Consider the following 25,063-nt stretch of genomic DNA (forward strand, 5'->3'; position numbering starts at 1 on the left):
GCCTGAAATATTCAGATGTCCCATTCGGTAGCTACTCCCGGAACACGCGATAAAGAATTGCGCAAGTTTCTGCTTCTTGTGCTCGGCTCGGTCGGCGTCGTTTACGGCGATATTGGCACGAGCCCACTCTATGCGTTCCGTGAGGCATTGCGCCCGGTTGCCGCCGACGGTGTCACGCGGTTCGAAGTCATCGGACTGATTTCGCTGATGATCTGGACATTGACGATCATCGTGACGCTGAAGTACGTGTTGTTTCTGCTGCGCGCCGACAACCACGGCGAGGGCGGAACGCTGTCGCTTCTGGCCCTTTTGATGAAAGCCGGCAGCGGCCATGCGTCCCGGCTTTTCTTCATGGGGATCGCGGGCGCAGCGCTTTTCATCGGCGATGCGATGATCACGCCGGCTCTTTCGGTCCTGTCCGCAGTGGAAGGCCTGAAACTGGTGACGCCGGCGCTTTCCGAATACGTCGTGCCGATTTCCGTCGTCATCCTGGTGCTGCTTTTCGCGGTCCAGTCGAAGGGCACCGCCGCGGTATCGAATTTCTTCGGGCCGATTACCGTCGTTTGGTTCCTTGTCATGGGCGCCGCCGGCATCGATCATATCCGCGACGACTTCGGCATCCTCTCGGCCTTCAATCCCTGGTACGCGGTCAACTTCCTGTTCAATGCCGGCTATGTCGGCATCGTTGTTCTCGGAGCGGTGTTCCTGACGGTGACGGGTGCCGAGGCACTTTACGCCGATCTTGGCCATTTCGGCCGCAAGCCGATCCAATGGGCCTGGATCTGCCTGGTCTTCCCAGCGCTGGCGCTCAACTATCTGGGGCAGGGCGCGCTTGTTCTGAAACATCCGGAAGCCATGTCCGACCCGTTCTTCCTGATGTTCCCGGAATGGTCGCTGTTGCCGGTCGTCATCCTCGCCACCGCGGCGACGATCATTGCAAGCCAGGCGGTGATCACCGGCGCATTCTCGCTGACGCGCCAGGCGATCCATCTCGGCTTCCTGCCGCGCATGGCGATCTTCCATACATCCGAGACCCAGACGGGCCAGATTTACGTTCCAAACGTCAACACCCTGCTTCTGTTCGGCGTCATGACGCTGGTCTTCGTGTTCGGCTCGTCGGAATCGCTGGCCACCGCCTATGGTATTTCCGTCACCGGCGCGATGGTTGTCACGACGCTGCTGGCCTTCGAATTCGTTCGCCTGCGCTGGAAATGGCCGCTCTATGCCGCCTGCCTCGTCCTGCTGCCGCTGCTGGCGCTCGAAATGGTCTTCCTGGGCGCCAATCTCCTGAAAATTCATGACGGCGGCTACGTTCCGGTGATGATCGCCATTACGTTCGTGGTCGTCATGTGGACATGGAAGCGCGGCACCAAGATCCTGCACGACAAGACAAGGCATACCGACATCCCGCTCGCCTCCTTCGTCAAGTCGATCGAACGCAAGAGCGAACACGCCCCTGTCTCCGTGCCGGGAACCGCCATCTTCCTGACCAGCGATCCGGAATCGACGCCGGCCGCACTGCTGCACAACATCAAGCACAATCACGTCCTGCATGCGCAGAACTTCATCCTGACGATCCGCACCCTCAACACGCCGGTGGTGCCCAAGGATCAGCGCGTCAGCGCCAGCAGCCTGTCCGAACGCTTCAGCCTGCTTGAAATGCGCTTCGGCTACATGGAGACCCAGAATGTCTCGCAGGCGCTCGGCCTGTTCCGCAAGACGGGGTTGAAGTTCGACATCATGTCGACCTCGTTCTATCTCGGCCGACGCAAGCTGGTGCCCGATGCGCAGTCGGGCATGCCGCACTGGCAGGACAGGCTGTTCATCGGCCTTGCCAATGCCGCGATCGATCCCTCCGACTATTTCCGCCTGCCGACCAATCGCGTCGTCGAACTGGGCTCGCACGTCATCATCTGAGTGATCCGCATTGCGAAAACGCCTCCTCTGCCACGCCGGCGGGGAGGCGTTGTCGTCGCAATCCCTAATTCCGCGACGCCGCATTAACCAACCATCAAGGTTAATGCTTCATTGTCATCGCATGGTTGAGGCGGTAGACGCGCGATTGCGCGCGGCAGGACCGCTTGTCCGATTCACTTTCGCGGGGAAAGGCGGTCCGGCTGTTGTTTGCCGGATGGATACCTGCGTTTGCCAGTGCGTGGAGTACGGTTTTGGTGCGTATGAGTAGACTGTCGCGTCTCAAGTCCGGTTTGTCGCCCGCGCGCTGGACTGCCCCGCTGATGCTCGGCATCGGCCTCTTTGTCGGTTTTCCCTCGGTTTCCGCCCATGCCGACCTTGCAACCTTTCTGTCCGGTATCAACCGTGGCGGCGAACGCTGGCGCATGCACATGACCCGCTCGCCGGCAGGCTCGCTGCACGAGGTCGAGATGGTCTTCAGCGATCCGCGCATCACCGGCGCGCTCGGCGACGGGGCAGGGATCGACATGCCGGATGGCGGCAAGGTGTCGCTGACAGCCGAACAGAAGCAGCCCGATCCGCGCACCGACGAGGACCGGGTGAACCGCAGGGATAAGAAGGGCCGCATCATCGCCGTCGCGCCGATGACGCCGCCGAAGGATTTTACCGCGGGCTCGATCCTGCAGCGCACCAGTTCGCTCACGGAGCCGCTGTTCGATACCGAGGAGCGGATGGCTTTTGCCAAGCCGAAGATCATCGGCAAGGAAATCCAGATCGCCACGGCCTTCTACAAGAAGAAGGCGCCGAAGATCGATCCCGGCATGTCGCCGATGCTGGCAAGTCTCGTGACCAACCAGGGGGCCGACGTTCTGGCCACAGCCTATGGGCCGGCCGAACCGGACTACGCCCGCCAGTCGCCGTTCGATTCGATCCTGCGCGAGGACAAGACCGGCGGCCGCTTCATTCCCGACATCTCACCCGAAGACCATGCCTGGGCGGCAAATCCGCTGCCTGCGGGCGTGTTCTCCGAGGCCGAACAGAAATGCCTGACCTCCGGCATCTATTTCGAATCGCGCGGCGAATCGCTGAAAGGCCAGGCAGCCGTCGCCCAGGTCATCCTCAACCGCGTCCGCAACCCGGCCTATCCGGACACGATCTGCGCCGTCGTCTATCAGAACAAGGGCTGGTTCAACCGCTGCCAGTTCTCGTTTGCCTGCGACGGCATTCCCGACATCGTCTGGTCGCGCGCAAACTGGCAGACCGCCAAGGAAATCGCGCTGGCCGTCACCGCCGGCAAGATCTGGTTCCCGGAAGTCGGCTCCGCGACGCATTATCACGCGACCTATGTGAAGCCCGACTGGGGGCCGACGATGAAGCGGGTGTCCCGGATCGGCAAGCACATCTTCTACCGCACCTATGGCGGCGGATGGAGCTGATATCGCCCGGATTGACGATGGCCGGATAACCTCCGGTCATCCGCCGTTCCGGCAAAGCCCGCGATGATTCCCGGCGAATCCGGCGCGGCATGTGTGAAAATCCCATAACGCAATGTTTTTATTGAGTAATATTGTGGCCTAACAAGGGCCTTTGGTGCCTTGACTATGCAGGCACCTAAAACTATGTTGCGGCCGACTTCAGAACGGGCCGAGCGGTGGCTTCAAATCCGGCCTTTGTGTGACCAAGCTCGTGGTTTATGACCATGACGGGCAGCAAAAGGGAGGATGCCACATGACGGAAAACCGGAAAGAGGGTCTGGAAGATCGGCTGAAACGCCTCGGTTCCGAGCTGTCCGAAAGGCGCAAGGAAGATCCGAAGTACGCTGCGGACGAAGCGCGGGCAGCCGAAAACCGCAAGGGCTATCAGGTCGCCGTGAAGCTTTCGAGCGAATTTGTGGCGGCCATCATTGTCGGTGCACTTCTGGGCTATCTTTTGGACCATTTTGCGGGTACAGGGCCGTGGGGGATGATCATACTTCTCCTCCTTGGTTTTTGTGCCGGTGTGCTGAACGTCCTGCGTTCGGCGGGCATGGTGGCAGCGCCTCATCCCGCGGATCAGCTGGGAAAAGGCATCAAGAACAAGAGTGACGACGCTTAGACGCAGTCGTCGCAGGGTGAAATGTCCGCCATATGGCGGTTCAGTAACGAGAGAGAGCGGCTGTGGCAGGCGATAAGGTAGATCCGACCCACCAGTTTATGATCAACAAGATCTTTTCGATCGAGTTTGGCGGCATTGATTTTTCGTTCACCAACGCATCGCTGTTCATGGTCGCGACCGTTGTCGTGGCGGCCGGCTTTCTCTACTTCACGACGTCGAAGCGCAGCCTGGTTCCAGGCCGCATGCAGTCCGTCTCCGAGATTTCGTATGAATTCATTGCCTCCATGCTGCGCGAAGGCGCCGGCAGCCACGGCATGAAATTCTTCCCGATGGTGTTCTCGCTGTTCATGTTCATCCTGACGGCGAACATGCTCGGCATGATCCCCTACTTTTTCACCATTACCAGCCAGATCATCGTGACCTTTGCGCTTGCGCTGTTCGTGATCGGCACGGTTCTGGTTTACGGTTTTTACAAGCACGGCCTTGGCTTCCTCAATGTGTTCGTGCCCTCTGGCGTACCCGGCATCCTTTTGCCACTCGTGATTTCCATCGAAATCATCTCCTTCCTGTCCCGCCCGATCAGCCTTTCGGTTCGTCTCTTTGCGAACATGCTGGCCGGTCACATCACGCTGAAGGTGTTCGCAGGCTTCGTAGCCTCGCTCGGAACCCTTGGCGCGCTGGGTATCGGAGGGGCGGTTCTGCCGCTCATCATGACCGTGGCCCTCACGGGTCTCGAATTCCTCGTCGCCTTCCTCCAGGCCTATGTCTTTGCGGTGCTGACGTGCATGTACCTCAACGACGCAGTGCATCCGGGTGGCCACTAAGGAATAAAGTCGTGGGGCTTTCCTTATCAGGAAAGTGCCAAAGTTAGCCGCAACAACCATTTCGAAGGAGAAAATCATGGACGCGGAAGCAGCAAAGTACATCGGCGCAGGTCTCGCTTGCCTCGGTATGGCCGGCACGGCTCTTGGCCTCGGCAACATTTTCGGCAGCTACCTGTCGGGCGCCCTGCGCAACCCGTCGGCCGCTGACAGCCAGTTCGGCCGTCTCGTATTCGGCTTCGCCGTTACGGAAGCTCTGGGCATCTTCTCGCTGCTCGTAGCGCTGCTGCTCCTTTTCGCCGTCTAAGTTCGGCCTGAAGGCAGGGCCGCGGTTCAAGCCGCGGCCCGCATCTTTTCTGAATGCACCTGGAGGTGAGCATGTTCGTGACTTCGGCCTACGCCCAGTCAACCACCACCGAAGGCGCAGAGACCCACGACGCCGCTGCCGGCGAGGTCCACACCGAAACCGGTGTAGCCCATGAAGGCGGACATGGCTCGGGAGTGTTCCCGCCCTTCGATACTTCGACATTCGCATCGCAGCTTCTCTGGCTGGCGATTACCTTCGGTCTTTTCTACCTTCTGATGTCGAAGGTCGTCATGCCGCGCATCGCCGGCATTCTCGAAACGCGCGGCGATACCATTGCGCGCGATCTCGATGATGCCGCCCGTTCGAAGGCAGAGGCGGACGCAGCGATTGCTGCCTATGAACAGGAACTGGCCGCTGCCAAGGCCAAGGGCAACGCGATTGCGTCCACTGCGCGCGAAGCCGCAAAGGCAAAGGCAACTGCCGACCGTACCGCGGTCGAAGTCAGCCTGAACAACAAGATTTCCGCAGCCGAAGCCCGCATCGCCGACATCAAGACGAAGGCTCTGGCCGACGTTGGAGCGATTGCCGAGGAAACGGCAACCGCCGTCGTCGAGCAGTTGATCGGCGGCAAGGTATCGAAGGCCGAGATCGCGTCCGCGGTCAAGGCATCGGCGAAGTAAGGAGAGCATCATGGACATGACCTCACTGGCCACATTCTGGGCCACAGTCGGCTTGGTGCTTTTCCTCGCGCTGATCGTCTATCTCAAGGTGCCGGGCATGCTGGCGAAGTCGCTCGACGAGCGCGCCGACCGGATCACCAACGAACTCGCCGAAGCCAAGCGCCTGCGCGCCGAAGCGCAGGGCTTGCTCGTCGAATACCAGAAGAAGCGCAAGGAAGCCGAAACAGAGGCCGCCAATATCGTGGCCGCGGCCGAACGCGAAGCCGAAATGCTGACGACTGAGGCCAAGCAGAAGACCGACGAATTCGTCGCACGCCGCACCGCCCTGTCGGAACAGAAGATCAAGCAGGCCGAAACCGATGCCATCAATTCGGTTCGCGCGATCGCCGTCGACATCGCCATTGCGGCGGCCGAAAGCGTTATCACGGCGAAGTCGGATACCGCCACGCAGGCAACCCTGTTCGCCAAGGCCATCAGCGATGTGAAGACACGCCTGAACTGATCAATTCGGTTCAAAGGGAATGAAAGAAGGTCGGCTCGCGCCGGCCTTTTTTGTTGCGCAATGAAGAGGTGGCGGCAACGGCTTTTGGATGGCTTTCTGAGCACTCGAATGCAGTTTCCGGTTGATGAGTTTCCACTAAGCCCGAAATCCCGGCGTCACCCCCCTCTGTCGGCGACGCCGACATCTCCCCCTCAAGGGGGGAGATTAGCCGCAATCTTTGGAGCATCTGGGGAAACGAATGATCTCCCCCCTTGAGGGGGAGATGTCACGAAGTGACAGAGGGGGGTAAGTGTCCCCGATCTCGGAAGGGATCAGGCGGAAACCGTTTGAGGATTGCCCACAGACATGTTTGCGATATCAGCAAGACAGTCAATCAGTTGCCGTTCAATGCTGACGGAGCCATGGTCAGGCAGGCCTGCTCGAATTCGCGCATGGTTTCCGGGCTGTTGTCTTCCGGCAGGACGGCATCGGTTGCCATGTCCGTCGCGTCATCCACCGTCTGTCCGTCGTAGACGAAGGACTGGATGTAGTAGGCGAGCCCGCCTTTCCACACCTTGCGGCCGTCGATATCCTTGCAGGCATAGGCCGTCTGCAGGTCGGACTGCATCGCATCGGCTGTCGGCTGCTCTGCTGCGGATACATCAGCAGTCGCTGTGGCAGCCATCAAGATCAGACCAAAGAGCAAGTTTCGATCCTTTCAGGGAATCGCGGGTACATCTGTCATGTGATCCTATAACCCGTCCGCTTTGCCGTTTGTTACCGGGGGCACGCCAGACAGAAGAAAAACTCCCGCTGTGTCTTCGCTGCCGATACCCTGTCTTGCAAATCGTCAATGCATGGCCGGCCTGCTTGTTCCCGAAAAGTCAAAGCCGGTTTCAGGCGGGCAGTTCCTCTTCCGGCGTTTCCACTCCGTCCTGCCTCAGCGGTCGAAAACTCATGCGGTGCAGCGGGCAGGGGCCGTGGCTGCCGATGGCATTGCGATGGCGCTTCGTGGCATATCCGGCATGCACGGCAAAACCATAGGCTGGAAAAACCAGATCGGCGCGGGTCATCATCCGGTCGCGTGCCACCTTGGCGACGATCGAGGCCGCCGCGATCGAGAAGGACCGCGCATCGCCCTTGACCACCGCCTTGCCCGGGCAGGCAAGCCCGGGCGGTACGTCGCGGCCATCGGCCAGCACCAGCGCCGGACGTAAGGAGAGGCCCAGGACCGCGCGGCGCATGGCATCGAGGCTCGCCTTGCGGATATCCGTGCCATCGATCCTGCCGGCAGCCGAGGAGGCGATGGAGACGATGGCCGAGGAGAGAATGATCTCGAACAGCACTTCGCGCCTGGCGATCGACAGCTGTTTGCTGTCGTTCAGCCCTTCCGGAATATTGTCGGGATCGAGAATGACGGCGGCAGCGACAACCGGTCCTGCCAGCGGCCCGCGGCCGGCCTCATCGGTCCCAGCGACCGGCCAGAGCCCATCGCGTCTGCCCGCCAGCTCGAAGCTGAAATCGGGGCCTTCGATGGTCTCGAAAAGAAAGGGGGAATCGGGCGGTGTGCGTCGTGACATGCGGCGAAACTCGCACACAAGCCCGATTCCCTGCAAGTCCTCCGGCAGTGAGGCGGCTGCCGGAGGATGACCGATCCTGCCTCGGGGCAAGAAACAGCATCGGTATGCGAATGTCCGGAAATCGCTCCCGGAAAATCTTTCAGCGCCCGGCTAGAGCAACGACAGCTGAACGCCGGTCCCAAGCGGCGGAACGAACAGATCGCAGTTCAGCGGGCGCTTCCCCACGTTCAGTTCGAGCCGCTTGGCCGCCAGTTCGAAACGCCGGCCGATCTGCCAGGCATAGGGACCGGCGCCCTTCATGCGCTTGCCGAACTCGGCATCGTAATCCTTGCCGCCGCGCATCGAGCGCACCAGTGACATGACGTGACGATAGCGGTCCGGATAGTTCCTGAGCAGCCAGTCGCGAAACAGCGGGCTCACCTCCAGCGGCAGGCGCAGAAGAACGTAGCTTGCCTGGGTGGCGCCGGCGGTCTTGCCGGCATCCAGCACGCGCTCGATCTCGTGGTCGTTGAGGGCCGGAATGACCGGAGCCATCATCACGGTTGCCGGGATGCCGGCCTCAGACAGCGCCTTGATCGCCTCCAGGCGCTTGGATGGCGTCGAGGCGCGCGGCTCCATCAGCCGGGCGAGCTTGCGGTTGAGCGTCGTCACCGACAGGCCGACTTTCGCCAGCCCCTTCTCGGCCATCGGCGCCAGGATATCGATGTCGCGCATGACCATTGCCGATTTGGTGACGATCATCACCGGATGATCGGCGGCCTTCAGTACCTCGAGGATCTGGCGCATGATCCGCCATTCCTTCTCGATCGGCTGATAGGGGTCGGTGTTGGTGCCGATCGCGATCGGGCGAACCTTGTAGCCGGGCTTTGCCAGTTCGCGCTCCAGAAGCTTGGCGGCGTCCGGCTTGGCAAACAGCTTTGCCTCGAAATCGAGCCCCGCCGACAGGCCCATATAGGCGTGGGTCGGCCGGGCAAAGCAGTAGATGCAGCCATGCTCGCATCCACGGTAGGGATTGACGGAGCGGTCGAAAGGAATGTCGGGCGAATCGTTACGGCTGATGATCGAGCGGGGCTTTTCAATCTGCACCTCTGTCTTGAAAGCCGGCAGTTCCTCCAGCGAATTCCAGCCGTCATCTTCCAGCGCGCGCGAAACGGGCTCGAAACGGCCCGACGCATTGATGGCGGCACCCCGGCCGCGCCTCCGGTCGATCTCGATCCGCAGCCCGGAACCGGCGATCATCGCTTCGGCCATATCTGCCGTATTGGCAGGCGCCAAGGCACCCTGCCTGATGTGAGACAGCTCGTTCATGGGTTTCTCCGGGGGAATGTCTTTGCAGACGCTCCGATATCCTCTGATTATTTTCCTATCGTGAAAATGAGAACATTGCAAGAACAAAATAGACAAAGTTGCCGGCCTGTTCTCTTCCGCTTCGCCCAGGCGCGACGATTTTCGGGTTCGTTTGCGCGCGTATTCATCATGAATGAAAAGTTAATTGCCCGGAAACGAAGGGTTTGTGGAAATTGTGTGTGCGATGCGGTATGGACGGCGATGCTGACGATCATCATGGAAACCCGCAACAATGAAGCTGAACTGGCGCAGACACTGTCGGCGTTGGTTGCGGGTGCCGTTGAAGGCCTTGTGAGCGACGTGATCATTCTGGATCACGCCTCGCGGGACGGCTCCAGCCGTGTCGCGGATGCGGCGGGTGCCCGCTTCTGCATCAGCTGGGACATGAAGGACATCGTCCGCTCGGCGCGTGGAGACTGGCTGCTGCTGCTCGAGCCGGGTGCAAGGCCGGCCGGGCGCTGGATCGACGACATCGCCGAATACATGTCGCTCAGCAAGGTACCGGCGCGGTTTTCGCCTTCGCGGCTGCATCGGCGGCCGTTCCTGCAACGTGTCGTGAAGCGTGCCGCGCCGCTGGAGCTCGGGTTTCTCCTGTCGCGGCAGCAGGCAACGGCGATCGCAAAATCGGGCATGCAGCTGAGTGATTTCGCCACGGGCAGGGCAGTGCGCCGGCTTGGCAGCGAACTGGTGCCTGCCTGGGTTGCGATCGGCAACCGCCCCGCCGCGGACGATACCCACCAATAAAAAGACAGGCCCTTTCGGACCTGTCTGTACTTCATTGAAAATCGATGTTCAAAAAGGGCTTTCCGCGCGGCCGCGGCCGCGTCGTCGTATCGCTTTGCGGAGCGGATTTCTAAAGAATGAAATCCGCTGCATTCATGCTGGTCACGTTGATCTGGATGTGGAAATCGGATGTTCCGTTTCCGTCGATATCGCCGGATATGATGCCGTTCGAGAAGCGCAGCTCTCCCGCATGTCCGCTGAAGCCGGCAGAGCCGATGAATGAGAACGCCTGATTTGCGGCGGCCGTGCTGTTTGCGTCGATGGTGGCGAGGTCGACCTTGTCGCCCTGGCTGCGGCTGAAGTCGATGATGACATCGCGATTGGCGCCGGTGACGCTTTCATTCTTGTTGTTGAAATCGAACTTGTCCGCGCCGCCGTCGCCGTGCAGTTCGTCGCGCCCTGTGCCGCCGATCAGCCTGTCATTGCCGCCGAGCCCGGAGAGAATATCGTTTCCGCCGCGGCCGTTCAGCGTGTTGACGCCGTTCGACCCGAGGATGGTGTCGCCGACATTGGTGCCAGCGGCATTCTCGATGCTGACCAGCGTTTCGAAACGGTTGGCCCCTGTCTGGGCAAAACCCTGGCCGAGATCGATGCCAACGCCTGTGCCGCCGAGCGTGCTGCTGTCGTCGCGCGGCTCATAGCTGATCGTGTCGCTGCCCGAGCCGCCGTTGAACAGGTTCTGCCAGCCTTCGGAAAAGAAGCTGTCATTTCCGCTGTCGCCGAAATAGTCGCTATGGAAGGTCGATACGGCAATGGTGTCGTTGCCGGCGCCGGCGCGGATGGTATCGAAAGCCGAGCCGCTGAAGGCGAAGCCCTGACCGACATAGGTGTCGTCGCCGTCGCCGAGACGAATGTCGTTGCCGCCCTCGAAGGCATTGACGACGCCGTCGTCGCCTTTGCCGGCATCGACGAAGTTGGAGCCGCCAAGATCGTCGGAACGGTTGAGATTGATGACGTCGTTGCCGTCCTTGGCGAAAATATCGAGAAAGGCGCGGTTGCCCTGGTCGATGCGATCTGCGCCATTGGTGCCGTCGATGCGTATCCGTGCCATGTCCGTCTCCTCATCTCGTGTTGTCGATGAGGACAGTTCTACGATGCAGCGGCATGGCGCGCTGTTCCGGATGGAACAGGGAAGGCAAGGGATTGTTTAAGGGAGCGGACTACCCGCACTTCAGGTGCTCGTCGAGCCTCGGCATGATCTCGACGAAATTGCAGGGCATGTGCCGATAATCGAGCTGCTGCTTCAGGATGCCGTCCCAGGCATCGCGGCAGGCGCCGGGCGAGCCGGGAAGCACGAAGATGAAGGTGGCATTGGCGACGCCGCCGGTCGCCCGCGACTGGATCGTCGAGGTGCCGATCTTGTCGTAGGAAATCCGGTGGAAGACCTCGGAAAAGCCGTCCATGCGCTTCTCGAACAGCGGCTCCAGCGCCTCGGGCGTCACATCGCGGCCGGTGAAGCCCGTCCCGCCGGTGGTGATCACCACGTCGATTGCATCGCTGAGCGTCCAGGCCTTCACCTGCGCGGCGATCTCGGCCTTGTCGTCGGGCACGATGGCGCGGGCTTCAAGGCGATGCCCGGCGTCCTGTATGCGCGCAACCAGCGTGTCGCCCGAACGATCGTCGGCAAGCGTGCGCGTGTCGGAAACGGTGAGGACCGCGATGCCGACGGGAACGAAGGGTCTTGCTTCCTTAGTCTCGGCCATCGCAATTTCCCTCTCCATTCACACTGTTGCAGGCCAGAACGTACCAGTTCGGGTTTTGTCTTGAAAGAACGGTCGCCGCCGCGTCTCGCGAATCCGTGTCGGCAAACAGCGCAAAACAGGAGGCACCGGAGCCGGACATCCGGACGAAGGAAGCGCCCGTGTCCATAAGCGCTTTCGAGACCGCTTCGATTTCCGGCTCCAGCTTGCGGGCAGGCGGTTCGAGATCGTTGCGCAGGCTTTGCAGGGTCGCGATCCAGTCGCTGGCCGATCGTTGGCCCTGCGGAATGCTCAGAGGCGGATTCGTCTTGCTCGTCAGCATCCGGAAAATGACCGGCGTCGAAACGGCCTTCAGCGGATTGACGATCAGCATCGGGAAAGACGGAAACTCGGCAAAACGCTCGATATCCTCACCGATCCCGCGCGCGATCAACGGCCGGCCTTCCAGGCACATGGGGACATCCGCACCGAGTTGCAACGCTATTTTCTTGAGGCTGTCGATATGAACGGAAGTTCCCCATAGCTCTCGCAATCCGAGAAGCGTTGCTGCCGCATCCGCAGAACCACCGCCGATACCGGAAGCGACCGGCAGGTTCTTTTCGAGATGTAGATGAACGGGGCCAGCTTCAACACCGCGCTCGGTCAGATACGCCCGCAACAGGTCGCGCGCCTTGAGAACCAGATTGCCGGCAGCCTCTTCGCCCGTCAGCGGAAGATCCACGGAAAAACGGCCTGAGACGGTAAAGCGGTCTTCCGCCGAAATGGAAAAGCCGATGCGGTCTCCCGCATCGGCGAATGTCACAAGGCTTTCGAGCAGATGATAGCCGTCCGCCCTCTGGCCGACGACATGCAGGCCCAGATTGATCTTCGCGGGGGCCACTCGGGTGAGCGCGAAGCCTGGAATTCCTGCATCCGTTGCCATCTTATGCCGGGATCAGGATTTCTTGTCCGGCACTGTTGCGTCCGGAGTCACCTTCTTCGGCAGCGCATCGCCCGCTTCGGCGGCAGCCGGGACCTTGGCTTCGACGGGCGGCAGGCCGCTCTCGATCTTCGCCTTGATCTTCGGGATTTCCGCTTCCTCGGGCTTCAGCGCCAGCGTCTGGTTCCACTGGAACACGGCCTCGAGCTTGCGCCCGACACGCCAGTAGGCGTCACCCAGATGATCGTTGATCGTCGCATCGCCCGCCATCAGTTCGGCCGCACGTTCCAGTTCGACGACGGCATCGTCGAAGCGGTTCATCCGATAATAGGCCCAGCCGAGCGAATCGACGATGTAGCCGTCATCCGGCTTCAGATCGACCGCCTTGCGGATCATCCCGAGGCCTTCCTCGAGATTGATGTTCATGTCGACCCAGGAATAGCCGAGATAGTTCAGCACCTGCGGCTGGTCGGGGTTGAGCTCAAGTGCCTTCTTGAAGTTCGGCTCGGCCTTGTCCCACATCTTCTGGCGTTCATAGGCAATGCCGCGCTGGAAGAAGATCGTCCAGTCGCTGCGCTGCGGTACAGGACCGATGGCCTCGGCGGCGCGGTCGTAGACCAGGCCCATCTCCTTGTAGTCCTTGGCATCCGAAAGCACGCTGCCATAGGCGATATAGCTGCGCACATCCTTCGGATCGAGATCGATCAGCGCCTTCAGGTGCTGCTTGGCTTCATCCACCTTGCCGATCGAGGCGAGGCTCAGGCCAAGCTGCATTTCCGACAGCCGCCGCATCGGCGAATTTTCCGGTACGCTCTGATAGAGCGCGATTGCGCGCTCCGGCTTCTTCAAGTTTTCGGCGATACCACCGAGCATGACGAGGATATCGGCGCTTTCCGGATCGAGTGCACGGGCTGTCTGCAGATAGAGCGAGACGATGTCTTCCGCGCCGTCGCGGTTGAGCGCTGCGCCGATCGAGAAGAGTACGGCGGCGGCACCCTGCGTGGCGCTACGGACCTGCTGCTCCTGCGGCTTGCCCTCTTCGATGCTGGTGCGCAGCGCCTTCAGTGGCGCATAGTTGTTGATGAAGCCCTCGCCGACGGAAACCGCGTCCAGCGCCTTCTGCCTGTTGCCGTCGCGCGCTTCCAGCTTTGCCAGCGCAACAACGGCGCGCATGAACGTATCGGGTGCGGCACTTCCGCCTTCACGGTCGAGAACGGCGTCGTTCAGCTTCGAGCGGGCCGTGGCCTTGTCGCCAGCTGCCAGCGCGATGGCGCCTTCATGGTAGGACTTGAAGATGCGGAACCATTCCGGCCCTTCCATCGCCTCGATTGCGGCGATCGCGTCCTTCGGCTTGCCTTCGCCGGCTTTCGCCCAGCCGAGCAGCAGGCCGTTCATCAGCCGGTCGAGATCGTTCGGGCCTTCGTAGTTCAGGATTTTCTCGGCGTGGCGGTATTCCCGCTTGCGGATCGCCTCGACGGCGCGGGCGATAGTCGTGATCCGCTCGACGGAGCTATCCGACTTCAACTCCTCGGCAATCTTCACGCCGTCGTCGAAATTGCCGTTCATCAGCAATGTGATCATCAGGCGCTGCTTGACGTCGACATTATCCGGTTCGAATTCGAGAGCCGTCCGGTAGAGCCTGGTCGCCGTATCGAGATCGTGGTCGACATCGGCGGTTCGCGCGGCGAGAAACGCGCCGGAAAAGCTGTTGACCGAATTCAGGTCGAAAGGCTTGCTTTCCTCCACGGCAGCCTTTTCCTCGGCAAAGCCCTGGGAAGCGCCGGAAAGAGACGCCAAGGCCAGGAAGGCTGCACCGCTGAGCAGGCGAAGAAGGTGTTTTTGCCGCATGACAAGCCTTTCGTTACGGGCGACGCCCCTTGGCGCCGACGCCGGATTCGCGCGGAATCAGTCCCAAATCAATAACGCATAACCCGGCAAACCGGAATCGGTTTGAGTGCAAGGCAAAACGCAATTCGACATGTTGCCCTCGACCTTCGCACATTCGATCGGGCGGTTGGCACGGCAACTCCGGTAGCATGGACGGATAGAATGGCTTTTTTGGCGCAGTGCGGCAAGAAATTCCTCTTGGGACTCCAGCGCGGCAATTGATCGCCGTGTCAGCTCACCCGGTCGATGCAGAAATCGATGACCTCGAGAAGCGCCGCCTTCCACGGCGACTCCGGCAGCGGCGCCAGCGCGTCCCGGGCAATGGTGCCATAGTGCTGCGCCCTTGCGATGGTGTCGCTCAAGCCGCCGTAGCGGGTGATCAGGCCGAGCGCTTTTTCGAGGTTCTGGTCGTTGCTCTCGCCGCCTTCGATCGCTTCGCGCCAGAAGCTGCGCTCGTCGGCCGTGCCGCGGCGATAGGAGAGAATGACCGGCAGGGTGATCTTGCCCTCGCGAAAATCGTCGCCGGTATTCTTGCCGAGGTCCGCGGCCTTGCCGCCGTAATCCAGCACGTCATCGACCAGCTGGAAGGCGAGGCCAAGGTTCATGCCGTAGGATTTCAGCGCATTGCGGCTTGCCTTGTCGGTCTTGGCGACGATCGGGCCGACTTCGGCGGCGGCGGCAAAAAGCGCTGCCGTCTTGGCGCGGATGACGGAGAGATAGTCGTCTTCGGTCGTCTCCATGTTCTTGGCGACGGAGAGTTGCAGCACTTCGCCCTCGGCGATGACGGAAGCGGCTGTCGAAAGCACGTCGAGCGCTTCCAGCGAGCCGACATCGACCATCATGCGGAAGGCCTGGCCGAGCAGGAAGTCGCCGACAAGCACGCTCGCCTGGTTGCCCCAGATCATTCGTGCCGTCGATTTGCCGCGGCGCAGATCGCTCTCGTCGACCACGTCGTCGTGCAGCAGCGTGGCGGTGTGCATGAATTCGACCGAGGTCGCCAGCTTGATATGGGCATCGCCGGTAAAGCCGAACATCGCTGCGGAAGCGAGCGTCAGCATCGGGCGCAGGCGCTTGCCGCCGGAAGAAATCAGGTGGTTGGCCACTTCCGGAATCATCTGGACGTCGGAACCGGCCTTGGACAGGATGAGCTGGTTGACGCGCTCCATGTCCGCCTTGGTCAGGTCGACGAGCGGCTTTACCGATGCCTGTTTGTTTTTGCTGTCTTCCAGCGGTATCACTACGCCCAACACAAGGGACTCCTGTTCAAATTCCAGTTCGGACAATAGAAAGGGGGGCTTGTGGCGGCAAGAGGCGAATTGTCCCGCTTGCTCAAATAAGGCAGGAAAACGACCCGGAATGAAGGAATTGATCCGTACCAATGATGCTGTCGTGCTGTCTTTTGCCGAAAGCCTGATGAAGGACGCGGGCATCGGCTGTTTCATCGCCGATCAGGGCATGAGCATTCTCGAAGGCTCGCTTGGCTTGCTGCCCCGCCGGTTTCTGGTCGATGAGGACGATGCCGACGAGGCGCGGCAGGTCCTGATCGACGCCGGGCTAGAGGCGGAATTGCGCGACGCATGACGGCTGCCGCTACCGAAACCATCGACAGCTTCCACCGTGGTCAATTCCACGTGATGCAGCCATTGGGGCAGGGACATCGGTCCGGCATGGACGCCATGCTGCTCGCCTCGCTGGTCGCCACGGACAAGCCTTGCCGTGTCGCCGATCTCGGCGCCGGCGCCGGCGCTGCCGGCATGGCCGTTGCCTCGCGGCTGGAAAATGCCGAGGCGCTCCTGGTCGAGCGCTCGCCGCTGATGGTGCAGTTCGCCCGCAAAAGCCTTGCCCTGCCGGAAAATGCGCGCTTCGCCCCCCGCGTGTCGGTACTCGAGGCCGATGTCTCGCTCACGGGCCGGGCCCGCGTCGCCGCCGGTCTTGCCGACGACAGCTTCGATCACGTCATCATGAACCCGCCCTTCAACGACGCCTCCGACCGCAGGACGCCGGATGCGCTGAAGGCCGAGGCGCATGCGATGACGGAAGGGCTGTTCGATATCTGGATCCGCACGGCCGGCGCCATCGTCAGGCCCGGCGGACAGCTGTCGCTGATCGCGCGGCCGCAATCGATCGCCGAGATCATCTCCGCCTGCGGCCGCCGTTTCGGCGGCATCGAGATCACCCCGCTGCATCCGCGCGTTGGCGAAAACGCGGTGCGCATCCTCGTCACGGCGATCAAGCAGAACCGCGCACGGCTGACGCTGCGGGCGCCGCTGATCGTGCACGAGGAGGGGACGCACAAGTTCGCCGCGCTGGTCGACGACCTGAACAACGGCCGCGTCGCCTACCCCCGCCGGCGATGATTTTTACTGGCTGCCATTGCGTTTGCCGCGCCAATGCATACATGCCAACACGCACAATGATTGAATGAATGCAGGGAGTTCAGATGGCCGGATTGTTCAGGAAGCTGTTGCCGAGGCGTTTTCGCAAGGACGGCGTGACGATCCCGGTGGTCCGGCTGCATGGTGCGATCATGGCGGGCGGCAGCCAGTTTCGTCCCGCGCTGAACCTGGCGAACATCGCGCCGGTGCTTGAGAAAGCCTTCTCCATGAAGGATGCGCCGGCCGTCGCCATCTCGGTCAATTCCCCCGGTGGCTCTCCGGTCCAGTCGCGGCTGATCTACCAGCGCATCCGGGATCTCGCAGACGAAAAGAAGAAGCGGGTCATCATCTTCGTCGAGGATGTCGCGGCCTCCGGCGGCTACATGATCGCGCTGGCCGGTGACGAGATCATTGCCGATCCGACCTCGATCGTCGGCTCGATCGGCGTCGTTTCCGGCGGCTTCGGCTTTCCCGAGCTGTTGAAGAAGATCGGCGTCGAGCGGCGTGTCTACACTGCCGGTTCCAACAAGGTGATGCTTGACCCTTTCCAGCCGGAAAAGGAAACGGACATCGAGTTCCTGAAGGGACTGCAACTCGAAATCCACGACATCTTCATCGGCATGGTCAAGGCGCGGCGCGGCCACCTGCTTGCCGATACGCCGGATATCTTCTCCGGCCTGTTCTGGACTGGCCGGCGCGGCCAGGAGCTCGGGCTGGTCGACAGCCTTGGCGACATGCGCGGCGAATTGAAGAAGCGGTTTGGCGCAAAGACCGAGTTGCAACTGGTATCCGCCTCGCGCGGCCTGTTCGGCCGCCGTCAGCCGGGTGCGTCGCTCGTTGGCGGGATGGCCGAGCGCTTCGCTGCATCCACCGTTTCAGGCCTTGCCGAGGTGGCGGAGGAAAGAGCATTATGGGGCCGCTTCGGCCTTTGATCACCTGAGGAAAAACGGGGGGCGCGCATGCCGCAAATGATTATACTGCTGCTGTTCGCAGCCGTCGCCTGGATGGGCTACCGTAAGTTCGTGGCCGACGCGGAGAAACTCTCCCGCCGCCAGCAGGAAGCCCGCCGCCGTGAGGAAACCGGCACGCAAGGCACGCTGGTCAAGGATCCGGTGACGGGGGAGTATCGGCTGAAGAAGCCGGAGTGATGTTACTCTTGGCGCTCTTTGACCCGTGCCATCCAATTGGCCCCGCCATATGTGATGCAGATGACATCGACTGCTTTTCTCTCGTCATCGACGGTAAAGCAGATAACTGCCTTGCTCGAAGCGGGAATGACGCGAAGCCTAGGATATATTTCACCACGGATGGTGCCGATATGCGGGAAGTCGGTCAATGAGAAAAGGCTGCGTTCGATCTCTTCGACTTTCTCTTCGGCAACGTCGTATCCGGCATAGTCCCCGATAAAAATGGTTACCTTCAAAAGATCGTTTTTGACGAGTGGATGGCGGATGACCTTATACGCCATTCCGCTTTTCAGCCTTTTTTTTGCTGATAAGAGCGCGAACTTCCTCGAACATCGTGTCCCCCTCTAGCGGAATCCACTGTTCTCTCGGTAATTCCATGCGCTGCCGGATTTCGTCGGCCATGTTCGCTACCGCATCGTCGGGAGACTGTCTGTTCAGCATCATCTGCTCGATGCTGGCCTCGATCAGCTCGGAAACGGATGGATAGACTCCCTCTTCGACCATCTTTTCCGCATAGCGCAGGTTGCGTTCGGAAATGGTGACGGTAGTCTTGATGTTCATGGTTCGTCTCCGATGCAAAACACACAAGTATAATACGTTATGTATTGACCCTTGTCCTCTCCCATGGCACCTGTCGCCGCAAAATTAGGTAACTGGTATCGCTCCATGACCGCACCCCTGCCTGACCATATGAACCCGAAGCGCTCCTTTCAGGCGCTGATCCTGACACTGCACGCCTACTGGGCCGACAAGGGATGCGCGGTTCTTCAGCCTTACGACATGGAAGTCGGCGCCGGCACGTTTCACCCGGCAACGACGCTGCGGGCGCTTGGTCCGAAGCCCTGGCGGGCCGCCTATGTGCAGCCGTCGCGCCGTCCGACCGACGGCCGTTATGGCGAGAACCCCAACCGGTTGCAGCACTACTATCAGTACCAGGTCATCCTGAAGCCCAATCCGTCGAACCTGCAGGAACTCTACCTCGGCTCGCTGGAGGCGATCGGCCTCGATCCGCTGCTTCACGACATCCGCTTCGTCGAGGACGATTGGGAAAGCCCGACGCTTGGCGCCTGGGGCCTCGGCTGGGAATGCTGGTGCGACGGCATGGAAGTCTCGCAGTTCACTTACTTTCAGCAGGTCTGCGGCATCGAATGCGCGCCGGTCTCCGGCGAATTGACCTACGGCCTCGAGCGCCTCGCCATGTATGTGCAGGGCGTCGACAACGTCTACGACCTGAACTTCAACGGCCGCGAAGGCGACGAGAAGATCAGCTATGGCGACGTCTTCCTGCAGGCCGAACAGGAATATTCACGCCACAATTTTGAATATGCCAACACGGCGATGTTGCAGCAGCATTTCGTCGATGCCGAAAAGGAATGCCTGGCGCTTCTCGCTGCCGGTGCGCCGGACACGGGTGCCAACGCCATCCTGCACAAATGCGTCTTCCCGGCCTATGACCAGTGCATCAAGGCCAGCCACGTCTTCAACCTGCTCGATGCCCGTGGCGTCATCTCGGTCACCGAACGCCAGAGCTATATCCTGCGCGTGCGCACGCTCGCCAAGGCCTGCGGCGAGGCTTTTCTGCTGACGGATGCCGGCGGGGTAAACCTGGTCAATCAGGCTGCTTGAGCGCTAGTCTCTGGCACTAGCACCAGGCGCGTCCGATCCTGCGTGGAAAGCCGGCCGAAACCGGGTGTGACAGGTTGAAACGGCTAGACGTCTGCTCGGTGATAACCGGGGTCAGCGCCTGCCCGAATAGCGCACCCGTACCGGCACGAAGCTCCGTTGTTTCCGGTCCTGTTTCTGCGCGCGGCTGGCTGCCATGTGGCTCAGGCAGATGAGAACCAGTGCCGAGAGGGTGATCATGGAGAGGATGGTCATGTTTCAAGTTTCGCACTTCACCGATGGTTGGGCGGGTTCGCTTCGCTCTGCGTTGCGCCGTAAGGTTTCGGAGCAGCCTTCATGGCCAATGGCGCGGCATGAGCTGTCGCGCTTACGCTGAAAACATCGGTGAAGGATACGCGATGCGTGATTGACGGCAATCGCGAGTTATAACTATGCGCACGCGAGCCGTTTCGATCGAGGAAGGGCCGGATTGCCTTAAATGTGCAATCAATGGAGGATTTGTGTAAAATAGACAATTTTCAAGGGAAAACAATCTGTTGAATTTTCTCGGCTGTTCAGCAAGCGTTTAAAGAGTTTGTTCTAAAGTGGTCGCCAGCGATGAACTCAGGACACACCATGGAAGACGAGGACATTCTCCCGCCGGCGGTTTTAGCCTCGATGCTGATGCGGATGTTCGAGTTCGCGCCGATCGCGATGGCGATTACCACCAGCGATGCGAAGACGTCCAGCTATGCGAAGGTCAACGACGCCTACCTGCGGCTGACCGGCCTGAAATGGGAAAACATCCGTGGCAAGAAGCTGACGTCGGATGGGGCCGCGATCGACAATCCCGCCCGCGACCGCCGCCACCGCCTGCTGGCGGAAGAGGGGGCCTACGAGCTGGAAGAAGTCGATATCGCCTATGCCGACGGCACGGTCATCCCGACTTTGATCTCTGCGCAGAGAACCGTTATCGATGGCGTCTCCTTCGATGTCGAAGTCATCGTCGATGTATCGGCGCGCGTCCGGCAGCAGCGGGAAATCGAAAATGCGCTGAAGACATCGGCAAGGACCGACACCCTGTCCGGCCTTCCGAACCGCGCCTGTTTCGACGAGGTCGTTGCCGATTCCGTCGCGCGCAGCATGTTGAACGACCGCAAGCTCGCCCTGGCCTTCATCGATCTCAACGGTTTCAAGACGGTGAACGATACAATGGGGCATGCCGCCGGCGACGAGGTTCTCAGAACCATCGCCAGCCGCCTGCGCGAGAGCTTTCGCGCCACGGATTTCATCGCAAGGATCGGCGGCGACGAATTCGTCGTCCTGCTCGACATCGATCTGAAGCTTGCCGCTGACGTGCAGCAGAATATCCAGGATGCCATGGAGCGGGTTTTCAAGCCGATCGCCATCGACGGAAAGGTCACCTTTACCGGCGCGGCCGTCGGCGTCACGTTCCTGCAGGCGGATGATACGCCCGCTTCTTTCGTCAAGCGAGCCGACGAATATATGTATATCGCCAAAACGACCGAGCAGCGCGTCGCCGTCGTCTGCTTCGGCCAGATCCTGGAAACGGGCTCAATGCCGTCGCGCAAGACGAGACGGAACGAAGCAGTCTAGTCGCCCCCGGGCACGAGAAAACAATCCGCTCACCACCGCGCTCCTTTTTTAGAAAATTGACGACGGCGCTATTGACCTCAACTTTACTTAAGGTCGTAGAACTCCCTGCGTCGGACCGCAGTGAGCGGCCGTCGGCAAAGGGAGACGCAGATGAGCATTCAGCAATCCGGCAATGCGCCGCTTTATCGTATCAACAAGTTCTCGGTGCCGACGGAAAGCCGTGACGCGTTCCTTGATCTGATGGCAAGGACACATGCGGTCCTGCGCCGGCAGGATGGGGTTGCCGCGGATCGCATCCTTGAGCAGCAGTCCGGACCGGGTGTGTTCAATTTCGTCGCCGTGATCGAGTTCACCGGGCCGGAGGTGGTCGATACCATCGTCTCCGCCGTTGCCGCGTTCGACCGGCAGGCGGGCATTGACCGCCAGCAGGCGATGGCGAGCCTCGGCGTCAAGGCCGATATGGGGCTCTATCGCAGCCTGGATATCTGACTGTCGGCACTGATTGGCGCCTTAAGGCAAAGCGGACCGCCGCCACTTTCCTGCGTGGCGTGCGGCCCGTTTTTCCATGCACCGGTGCTTGTCGTCAAAACGTGAATTCAGACCAGATCGCTGGCATCGACGCCAACCTGCCACACCGGCTTGAGAGTCGGATAGGCGCCGGTCGGCAACTGGCCGGCATAGGTCTGGAGCGCGCGGCGAACGCCGGTCGGCTGTTCCACGGAAGCGCCGCTCGCATAGGCAAAGAACAAGGCCGTAAAGGCGATGACGTTGATGAGGGTTGCGAGCGTTTTCATGGGTCCGGTACTTTGCTTGGTCGGCGTTGATCTGATGGACCCACTATCGATCAAACGCCGCCCTCGCGCGGTTCCCGGCGGAACAGGGCAATGCGGCTGAAACGGGAAAAGTCGCAAGGCGGAGCGGGCGGCTGAAATTTGTCTTTCAACGGCGGCGTTCGATCCTTAAGTTGCGGAAAACAAATGTTGCCGGAAGGAAACCCCGATGATCGGTCTCGCCATTGCTGCGGTCGTGATCCTGTACCTGATTTTCATCTATAATGGCCTGGTCAAGGCGCGGCAGGTGAAGGAAGAGGCGTGGTCGGGCATCGACGTGCAGCTGAAGCGGCGGGCGGACCTGATCCCCAACCTGATCGAGACCGTCAAAGGCTACGCCGCCCATGAAAAGGGCACGCTGCAGGAGATCGTCGAGCTGCGAAACCGGGCACAGGCCGTGCCGACGGGCGATGTCGCCGGGCGTGCTGCGGCCGAGGGGTTGCTGACCCAGGCGCTCGGCAAGGTTTTCGCATTGGCGGAGGCCTATCCGGATCTCAAGGCCAACCAGAATTTCTCCGAATTGCAGCAGTCGCTGGAGAGTATCGAAAGCGAAGTCCAGATGGCCCGCCGCTACTACAATGGTGCTGCCCGCGACCTCAACGTCAAGGTCGAGAGCTTTCCATCCAATTTCATCGCCGGCCCGTTCGGCTTCACCAAGGCCGCCTTCTTCGAGATCACCAACGAAGCGGACCGCGCGGTGCCGGTGGTGAAGTTTTGATGATATCGGCCACGCCTTCGAGCATTCAGCCATCGCTTACCGCGAGATGCGGGATGGATGCTTTCGCGGCGCTAAACAGACCGGGATTTTATTGATGCATCCCCGCGACAGTTTGCAACGTGCGTTCGATGCCTGCTACGAGGCGTTTTCCGTGTATCCACGCCCTTTGGCATTTCACGCCTCGCCGCTTCGCAATTCCGCAGAAATCCTGACAGCGGTGACGTCGGCGCCATTGCGTGAACTGTCGAGCAAGAATCTCGGAACATATGCCGGTTATGCCGTAACGACGGTTGGCGATGCCGAGGACTACAAACATTTCCTTCCGCGCATTTTCGAATTGGCGATCGGATGGACGGGGCAGCCGGGGCTGGACGCGGAAATGATTGCGCTTCGTTTGAAGCATGGGAATTGGCGCGAGTGGCCGATCCCGGAACAGGCCGCGGTGGAAGCCGTGTTCGCCGAAGCGTTTGCCCAGGCAAGACAGGAGCACGTTGAAGAAATCGATGTGCAGGCATGGCTTTGCGGAATGGCGATCCTTGGCATGCCGCTTTCGAAAGCTCTTGATGACTGGCTGGTAGATTCCGGCATCAATTCCGGACTGCAGATTGCAAAGTTCTTCCTTAATGCGACCGAGTCTCTGCATGCTATCGACGCGAAGGACCGGGCGTTCTGGGGCTATGTCGATGAAGTGACGGTGCAACGACTGAAGACGTGGATTGAAGACGCTCCTGTCATCGCGAGAATGATTGCCACGCTCGACACTGTTGCACCCGCTGACCGATGGATCGTTGAACAGGCGATGAAAGAGCTTGCGGCGGTTCAATCGCAGACAGCGCATTGACGCATTCGACATTTGCGAAAACTGCGCATTCGTCGTAGATCGCAGTTCAAAAATAGGTCCTTCCTTGGGCCGAGGTTACCCCGTGAAGTCAAGAGACATGAGCATGAGCAACGCAGACCAGAAGCTGACCATCCTGCCGCCGGGCCATCCGCTGGAAGGCCGCGTCAGTCCGCCCGGTTCCAAGTCGATCACCAACCGGGCACTGCTGCTTGCCGGCCTTGCCAAGGGCACGAGCCGCCTGACCGGCGCGCTGAAGAGCGACGACACGCGCTACATGGCCGATGCGCTGCGCGCGATGGGCGTTACGATTTCCGAACCGGACGATACGACCTTCATCGTCACCGGTACGGGCAAGCTTTTAGCCCCTGAAACGCCGTTGTTCCTCGGCAATGCCGGCACGGCGACGCGCTTCCTGACTGCGGCGGCTGCCCTTGTCGATGGCACCGTTATAGTGGATGGCGACCAGCATATGCGCAAGCGACCGATCGCGCCGCTGGTCACAGCCCTGCGCTCGCTCGGGGTGACGATCGAAGCCGAAACCGGATGCCCGCCGGTGACGGTTTCCGGCACGGGCGATTTCGCCGGGGATCACGTTACCATCGATGCCGGTCTCTCCAGCCAGTACGTCTCCGCCCTGCTGATGGCGGCGGCCGGCGGCTCGCGTCCGGTCAATATCGAACTGGCCGGCGAAGAGATCGGCGCGCGCGGCTATATCGACCTCACCGTTGCCGCCATGCGCGCCTTCGGGGCTGACGTCACGCAGGCGAGCCCGTCGATCTGGCGGGTCGCGCCCACCGGCTACCGCGCCACCAACTATCTGATTGAACCGGACGCCTCGGCCGCGACCTATCTCTGGGCGGCGGAAGTGCTGACCGGCGGCCGCATCGATCTCGGCGTCGCGGCCACCGCGTTCTCGCAGCCCGACGCCAAGGCCTATGAGGTCATCGCCCGCTTCCCGCATATGCCCGCCGTCATCGACGGTTCGCAGATGCAGGATGCGGTGCCGACGCTCGCCGTGCTTGCCGCCTTCAACAAAACCCCGGTGCGTTTCGTCGGCATCGAGAACCTGCGCGTCAAGGAATGCGACCGCATTCGGGCGCTGTCGACCGGCCTGTCGAATATCCGTCCGGGTCTCGCCATCGAGGAGGGCGACGACCTGCTCGTCGCCTCCGATCCGGCGCTTGCCGGCCAGACGCTGCCGGCTGACATCGATACGTTCGCCGACCACCGCATTGCCATGAGCTTCGCGCTGGCCGGCCTGAAGATCAACGGCATCACCATTCTCGATCCCGGCTGCGTCGCGAAAACCTATCCGCGCTACTTTGACGAGCTTGCCTCGCTCGGCGTCGTGCTTGAGGGCGACCGGCCTTAAATCGCAAA

Annotated in this window: 30 protein-coding genes; 18 read left to right on the forward strand and 12 right to left on the reverse strand. The window is 60.9% G+C overall.

All coding sequences use genetic code 11. The annotated features are described in order from the left end of the window. Positions 1-15 precede the first annotated feature (15 nt). From J2Z75_RS14700 to J2Z75_RS14730, 7 genes are all read left to right on the forward strand, one after another. Positions 16-1,917, forward strand: a complete 1,902-nt coding sequence (locus J2Z75_RS14700; protein ID WP_209853524.1) for a potassium transporter Kup — start codon at positions 16-18, stop codon at positions 1,915-1,917. A gap of 260 nt (positions 1,918-2,177) precedes the next feature. Beyond that, complete coding sequence (locus tag J2Z75_RS14705) at positions 2,178-3,350, forward strand: cell wall hydrolase (RefSeq protein WP_209853864.1); 1,173 nt, start codon at positions 2,178-2,180, stop codon at positions 3,348-3,350. A gap of 292 nt (positions 3,351-3,642) precedes the next feature. Then, positions 3,643-4,008: an AtpZ/AtpI family protein gene (locus tag J2Z75_RS14710; RefSeq protein WP_209853525.1), complete on the forward strand. Its 366-nt coding sequence runs from the start codon at positions 3,643-3,645 to the stop codon at positions 4,006-4,008. Between the two features lie 62 nt (positions 4,009-4,070). Then, positions 4,071-4,832, forward strand: coding sequence for a F0F1 ATP synthase subunit A (locus J2Z75_RS14715; RefSeq protein WP_327791258.1), 762 nt, complete (start codon positions 4,071-4,073; stop codon positions 4,830-4,832). Between the two features lie 76 nt (positions 4,833-4,908). Further along, entirely contained in the window at positions 4,909-5,136 is a 228-nt protein-coding gene (locus J2Z75_RS14720; protein ID WP_037106138.1) for a F0F1 ATP synthase subunit C, read from the forward strand. 71 nt (positions 5,137-5,207) lie between these two features. Next, a complete protein-coding gene (locus J2Z75_RS14725; RefSeq protein ID WP_209853526.1) occupies positions 5,208-5,816 on the forward strand; it encodes a F0F1 ATP synthase subunit B in 609 nt (202 codons plus the stop codon). Between the two features lie 10 nt (positions 5,817-5,826). Continuing rightward, the gene (locus J2Z75_RS14730; protein ID WP_407692766.1) at positions 5,827-6,318 is read left to right on the forward strand and encodes a F0F1 ATP synthase subunit B; all 492 of its coding nucleotides are present in this window, start codon (positions 5,827-5,829) and stop codon (positions 6,316-6,318) included. Between the two features lie 373 nt (positions 6,319-6,691). Here the strand turns inward: J2Z75_RS14730 and J2Z75_RS14735 are convergent, their stop codons facing one another. The 3 genes from J2Z75_RS14735 to J2Z75_RS14745 form a co-directional block, all read right to left on the reverse strand. Beyond that, entirely contained in the window at positions 6,692-6,982 is a 291-nt protein-coding gene (locus tag J2Z75_RS14735; RefSeq protein ID WP_209853527.1) for a hypothetical protein, read from the reverse strand. 211 nt (positions 6,983-7,193) lie between these two features. Then, positions 7,194-7,877 carry a ribonuclease HII gene (locus tag J2Z75_RS14740; protein WP_209853528.1) on the reverse strand — a complete coding sequence of 228 codons (684 nt, stop codon included), beginning with the start codon at positions 7,875-7,877 and terminating at the stop codon, positions 7,194-7,196. Between the two features lie 150 nt (positions 7,878-8,027). Further along, positions 8,028-9,185: a PA0069 family radical SAM protein gene (locus tag J2Z75_RS14745; protein WP_209853529.1), complete on the reverse strand. Its 1,158-nt coding sequence runs from the start codon at positions 9,183-9,185 to the stop codon at positions 8,028-8,030. 240 nt (positions 9,186-9,425) lie between these two features. Here J2Z75_RS14745 and J2Z75_RS14750 point away from each other — a divergent pair, with 240 nt between their 5' ends. Continuing rightward, positions 9,426-9,968 (forward strand): glycosyltransferase family protein, encoded by a 543-nt coding sequence (locus tag J2Z75_RS14750; protein WP_209853867.1) that lies wholly within the window; start codon positions 9,426-9,428, stop codon positions 9,966-9,968. 109 nt (positions 9,969-10,077) lie between these two features. On the opposite strand, the gene J2Z75_RS14755 is transcribed toward J2Z75_RS14750, so the two are convergent. The 5 genes from J2Z75_RS14755 to J2Z75_RS14775 form a co-directional block, all read right to left on the reverse strand. Continuing rightward, the gene (locus J2Z75_RS14755; protein WP_209853530.1) at positions 10,078-11,058 is read right to left on the reverse strand and encodes a calcium-binding protein; all 981 of its coding nucleotides are present in this window, start codon (positions 11,056-11,058) and stop codon (positions 10,078-10,080) included. A gap of 109 nt (positions 11,059-11,167) precedes the next feature. Further along, complete coding sequence (gene moaB, locus J2Z75_RS14760) at positions 11,168-11,710, reverse strand: molybdenum cofactor biosynthesis protein B (RefSeq protein WP_209853531.1); 543 nt, start codon at positions 11,708-11,710, stop codon at positions 11,168-11,170. Further along, a complete protein-coding gene (locus J2Z75_RS14765; protein ID WP_209853532.1) occupies positions 11,697-12,629 on the reverse strand; it encodes a 4-(cytidine 5'-diphospho)-2-C-methyl-D-erythritol kinase in 933 nt (310 codons plus the stop codon). The genes moaB and J2Z75_RS14765 overlap by 14 nt, the downstream gene beginning before the upstream one ends. 12 nt (positions 12,630-12,641) lie before the next feature. Continuing rightward, positions 12,642-14,474 (reverse strand): tetratricopeptide repeat protein, encoded by a 1,833-nt coding sequence (locus J2Z75_RS14770; protein WP_209853533.1) that lies wholly within the window; start codon positions 14,472-14,474, stop codon positions 12,642-12,644. A gap of 269 nt (positions 14,475-14,743) precedes the next feature. Continuing rightward, positions 14,744-15,760, reverse strand: a complete 1,017-nt coding sequence (locus J2Z75_RS14775) for a polyprenyl synthetase family protein (RefSeq protein WP_209853534.1) — start codon at positions 15,758-15,760, stop codon at positions 14,744-14,746. A 109-nt stretch (positions 15,761-15,869) separates the two neighbouring features. On the opposite strand from J2Z75_RS14775, the gene J2Z75_RS14780 reads away from it, so the two are divergent. From J2Z75_RS14780 to J2Z75_RS14795, 4 genes are all read left to right on the forward strand, one after another. Next, positions 15,870-16,094: a putative signal transducing protein gene (locus J2Z75_RS14780; RefSeq protein ID WP_068957401.1), complete on the forward strand. Its 225-nt coding sequence runs from the start codon at positions 15,870-15,872 to the stop codon at positions 16,092-16,094. Next, positions 16,091-16,870 (forward strand): tRNA1(Val) (adenine(37)-N6)-methyltransferase, encoded by a 780-nt coding sequence (locus J2Z75_RS14785; protein WP_209853535.1) that lies wholly within the window; start codon positions 16,091-16,093, stop codon positions 16,868-16,870. Before J2Z75_RS14780 ends, J2Z75_RS14785 begins: the two co-directional genes overlap by 4 nt. A gap of 83 nt (positions 16,871-16,953) precedes the next feature. Continuing rightward, positions 16,954-17,820, forward strand: coding sequence for a S49 family peptidase (locus J2Z75_RS14790; protein WP_209853536.1), 867 nt, complete (start codon positions 16,954-16,956; stop codon positions 17,818-17,820). A gap of 27 nt (positions 17,821-17,847) precedes the next feature. Next, positions 17,848-18,036, forward strand: coding sequence for a hypothetical protein (locus J2Z75_RS14795; protein ID WP_209853537.1), 189 nt, complete (start codon positions 17,848-17,850; stop codon positions 18,034-18,036). Positions 18,037-18,038: 2 nt separating this feature from the next. Here the strand turns inward: J2Z75_RS14795 and J2Z75_RS14800 are convergent, their stop codons facing one another. Beyond that, complete coding sequence (locus J2Z75_RS14800; protein WP_209853538.1) at positions 18,039-18,356, reverse strand: type II toxin-antitoxin system RelE/ParE family toxin; 318 nt, start codon at positions 18,354-18,356, stop codon at positions 18,039-18,041. Continuing rightward, positions 18,346-18,636 carry a hypothetical protein gene (locus J2Z75_RS14805; protein ID WP_209853539.1) on the reverse strand — a complete coding sequence of 97 codons (291 nt, stop codon included), beginning with the start codon at positions 18,634-18,636 and terminating at the stop codon, positions 18,346-18,348. The genes J2Z75_RS14800 and J2Z75_RS14805 overlap by 11 nt, the downstream gene beginning before the upstream one ends. Before the next feature lie 105 nt (positions 18,637-18,741). Between J2Z75_RS14805 and J2Z75_RS14810 the strand changes: the two genes are divergently transcribed. After that, entirely contained in the window at positions 18,742-19,701 is a 960-nt protein-coding gene (locus tag J2Z75_RS14810) for a glycine--tRNA ligase subunit alpha (protein WP_209853540.1), read from the forward strand. A 111-nt stretch (positions 19,702-19,812) separates the two neighbouring features. Here J2Z75_RS14810 and J2Z75_RS14815 read toward each other — a convergent pair whose 3' ends face one another. Then, on the reverse strand, positions 19,813-19,953 hold the full coding sequence (locus tag J2Z75_RS14815; RefSeq protein WP_209853541.1) for a hypothetical protein: 141 nt from the start codon (positions 19,951-19,953) through the stop codon (positions 19,813-19,815). 360 nt (positions 19,954-20,313) lie between these two features. Here J2Z75_RS14815 and J2Z75_RS14820 point away from each other — a divergent pair, with 360 nt between their 5' ends. Together J2Z75_RS14820 and J2Z75_RS14825 are read left to right on the forward strand one after the other, a co-directional pair. Then, complete coding sequence (locus J2Z75_RS14820) at positions 20,314-21,294, forward strand: GGDEF domain-containing protein (protein WP_234937356.1); 981 nt, start codon at positions 20,314-20,316, stop codon at positions 21,292-21,294. A 150-nt stretch (positions 21,295-21,444) separates the two neighbouring features. Beyond that, positions 21,445-21,783 (forward strand): antibiotic biosynthesis monooxygenase family protein, encoded by a 339-nt coding sequence (locus J2Z75_RS14825; protein WP_209853542.1) that lies wholly within the window; start codon positions 21,445-21,447, stop codon positions 21,781-21,783. Between the two features lie 107 nt (positions 21,784-21,890). On the opposite strand, the gene J2Z75_RS14830 is transcribed toward J2Z75_RS14825, so the two are convergent. After that, positions 21,891-22,088 carry a hypothetical protein gene (locus J2Z75_RS14830; protein ID WP_209853543.1) on the reverse strand — a complete coding sequence of 66 codons (198 nt, stop codon included), beginning with the start codon at positions 22,086-22,088 and terminating at the stop codon, positions 21,891-21,893. A 205-nt stretch (positions 22,089-22,293) separates the two neighbouring features. On the opposite strand from J2Z75_RS14830, the gene J2Z75_RS14835 reads away from it, so the two are divergent. From J2Z75_RS14835 to J2Z75_RS14845, 3 genes are all read left to right on the forward strand, one after another. Then, the gene (locus J2Z75_RS14835; RefSeq protein ID WP_209853544.1) at positions 22,294-22,842 is read left to right on the forward strand and encodes a LemA family protein; all 549 of its coding nucleotides are present in this window, start codon (positions 22,294-22,296) and stop codon (positions 22,840-22,842) included. Between the two features lie 94 nt (positions 22,843-22,936). Further along, complete coding sequence (locus tag J2Z75_RS14840) at positions 22,937-23,683, forward strand: hypothetical protein (protein WP_209853545.1); 747 nt, start codon at positions 22,937-22,939, stop codon at positions 23,681-23,683. 97 nt (positions 23,684-23,780) lie between these two features. Further along, a complete protein-coding gene (locus J2Z75_RS14845; RefSeq protein WP_209853546.1) occupies positions 23,781-25,055 on the forward strand; it encodes a 3-phosphoshikimate 1-carboxyvinyltransferase in 1,275 nt (424 codons plus the stop codon). Positions 25,056-25,063: the final 8 nt, after the last annotated feature.

Origin of the sequence: Rhizobium herbae, from assembly GCF_017873135.1 — a bacterium.
GTDB classification, from domain to species: Bacteria; Pseudomonadota; Alphaproteobacteria; order Rhizobiales; family Rhizobiaceae; genus Pararhizobium; species Pararhizobium herbae.

What these genes read in the sequence shown, in the direction of transcription:
- J2Z75_RS14710 (WP_209853525.1), top strand. Translation starts at nt 3,643, where the DNA reads ATGACGGAAAACCGGAAAGAGGGTCTGGAAGATCGGCTGAAACGCCTC.
- J2Z75_RS14735 (WP_209853527.1), bottom strand. Translation starts at nt 6,982, where the DNA reads ATGGCTGCCACAGCGACTGCTGATGTATCCGCAGCAGAGCAGCCGACA.
- J2Z75_RS14780 (WP_068957401.1), top strand. Translation starts at nt 15,870, where the DNA reads ATGAAGGAATTGATCCGTACCAATGATGCTGTCGTGCTGTCTTTTGCC.
- J2Z75_RS14720 (WP_037106138.1), top strand. Translation starts at nt 4,909, where the DNA reads ATGGACGCGGAAGCAGCAAAGTACATCGGCGCAGGTCTCGCTTGCCTC.
- J2Z75_RS14815 (WP_209853541.1), bottom strand. Translation starts at nt 19,953, where the DNA reads ATGACCATCCTCTCCATGATCACCCTCTCGGCACTGGTTCTCATCTGC.
- J2Z75_RS14805 (WP_209853539.1), bottom strand. Translation starts at nt 18,636, where the DNA reads ATGAACATCAAGACTACCGTCACCATTTCCGAACGCAACCTGCGCTAT.
- J2Z75_RS14845 (WP_209853546.1), top strand. Translation starts at nt 23,781, where the DNA reads ATGAGCATGAGCAACGCAGACCAGAAGCTGACCATCCTGCCGCCGGGC.
- J2Z75_RS14790 (WP_209853536.1), top strand. Translation starts at nt 16,954, where the DNA reads ATGGCCGGATTGTTCAGGAAGCTGTTGCCGAGGCGTTTTCGCAAGGAC.
- J2Z75_RS14750 (WP_209853867.1), top strand. Translation starts at nt 9,426, where the DNA reads ATGCTGACGATCATCATGGAAACCCGCAACAATGAAGCTGAACTGGCG.
- moaB (WP_209853531.1), bottom strand. Translation starts at nt 11,710, where the DNA reads ATGGCCGAGACTAAGGAAGCAAGACCCTTCGTTCCCGTCGGCATCGCG.
- J2Z75_RS14830 (WP_209853543.1), bottom strand. Translation starts at nt 22,088, where the DNA reads ATGAAAACGCTCGCAACCCTCATCAACGTCATCGCCTTTACGGCCTTG.
- J2Z75_RS14810 (WP_209853540.1), top strand. Translation starts at nt 18,742, where the DNA reads ATGACCGCACCCCTGCCTGACCATATGAACCCGAAGCGCTCCTTTCAG.
- J2Z75_RS14705 (WP_209853864.1), top strand. Translation starts at nt 2,178, where the DNA reads ATGAGTAGACTGTCGCGTCTCAAGTCCGGTTTGTCGCCCGCGCGCTGG.
- J2Z75_RS14825 (WP_209853542.1), top strand. Translation starts at nt 21,445, where the DNA reads ATGAGCATTCAGCAATCCGGCAATGCGCCGCTTTATCGTATCAACAAG.
- J2Z75_RS14840 (WP_209853545.1), top strand. Translation starts at nt 22,937, where the DNA reads ATGCATCCCCGCGACAGTTTGCAACGTGCGTTCGATGCCTGCTACGAG.
- J2Z75_RS14700 (WP_209853524.1), top strand. Translation starts at nt 16, where the DNA reads ATGTCCCATTCGGTAGCTACTCCCGGAACACGCGATAAAGAATTGCGC.
- J2Z75_RS14800 (WP_209853538.1), bottom strand. Translation starts at nt 18,356, where the DNA reads ATGGCGTATAAGGTCATCCGCCATCCACTCGTCAAAAACGATCTTTTG.
- J2Z75_RS14745 (WP_209853529.1), bottom strand. Translation starts at nt 9,185, where the DNA reads ATGAACGAGCTGTCTCACATCAGGCAGGGTGCCTTGGCGCCTGCCAAT.
- J2Z75_RS14740 (WP_209853528.1), bottom strand. Translation starts at nt 7,877, where the DNA reads ATGTCACGACGCACACCGCCCGATTCCCCCTTTCTTTTCGAGACCATC.
- J2Z75_RS14835 (WP_209853544.1), top strand. Translation starts at nt 22,294, where the DNA reads ATGATCGGTCTCGCCATTGCTGCGGTCGTGATCCTGTACCTGATTTTC.
- J2Z75_RS14755 (WP_209853530.1), bottom strand. Translation starts at nt 11,058, where the DNA reads ATGGCACGGATACGCATCGACGGCACCAATGGCGCAGATCGCATCGAC.
- J2Z75_RS14730 (WP_407692766.1), top strand. Translation starts at nt 5,827, where the DNA reads ATGGACATGACCTCACTGGCCACATTCTGGGCCACAGTCGGCTTGGTG.
- J2Z75_RS14765 (WP_209853532.1), bottom strand. Translation starts at nt 12,629, where the DNA reads ATGGCAACGGATGCAGGAATTCCAGGCTTCGCGCTCACCCGAGTGGCC.
- J2Z75_RS14770 (WP_209853533.1), bottom strand. Translation starts at nt 14,474, where the DNA reads ATGCGGCAAAAACACCTTCTTCGCCTGCTCAGCGGTGCAGCCTTCCTG.
- J2Z75_RS14725 (WP_209853526.1), top strand. Translation starts at nt 5,208, where the DNA reads ATGTTCGTGACTTCGGCCTACGCCCAGTCAACCACCACCGAAGGCGCA.
- J2Z75_RS14795 (WP_209853537.1), top strand. Translation starts at nt 17,848, where the DNA reads ATGCCGCAAATGATTATACTGCTGCTGTTCGCAGCCGTCGCCTGGATG.
- J2Z75_RS14820 (WP_234937356.1), top strand. Translation starts at nt 20,314, where the DNA reads ATGGAAGACGAGGACATTCTCCCGCCGGCGGTTTTAGCCTCGATGCTG.
- J2Z75_RS14785 (WP_209853535.1), top strand. Translation starts at nt 16,091, where the DNA reads ATGACGGCTGCCGCTACCGAAACCATCGACAGCTTCCACCGTGGTCAA.